Origin of the sequence: Pseudomonas schmalbachii, from assembly GCF_017589465.1 — a bacterium.
Lineage (GTDB): Bacteria > Pseudomonadota > Gammaproteobacteria > Pseudomonadales > Pseudomonadaceae > Pseudomonas > Pseudomonas schmalbachii.
The window spans coordinates 1-285 of the sequence record NZ_JAELYA010000034.1 but is presented as its reverse complement, the minus strand read 5'-3'; the positions used below and the strand labels follow the sequence as shown (position 1 = coordinate 285).

1 pseudogene is annotated in these 285 nt (G+C 63.2%); it reads left to right on the top strand.

What is annotated here, in order from left to right:
- Positions 1-285 (top strand): annotated as a pseudogene (locus tag JFY56_RS24230) (hypothetical protein); the annotation flags it as partial.

The following is a 285-nucleotide window of genomic DNA, read 5'->3' as shown; positions in this document are numbered from 1 at the left end:
CCGGCACTGCGCCGACCAGCACCGTCAGCGTGGGCTCGGTGGGTAACGAGCGGACCATCACCAACGTCGCCGCCGGCCGCCTGAGCGCGGACAGCACCGACGCGATCAACGGTTCGCAACTGTTCGCTACCAACTCGGCGATCGATACCCTGAGCGATGATGTCGGCAACCTGGACCTGAGCTCGGTGAAGTACGACATCAACGACGACGGCACGGTGAACTACAACAGCGTGACCATGGGTGGCGACACCTATAACAGCGTCACCAAGACCGGCGGCACGAAGA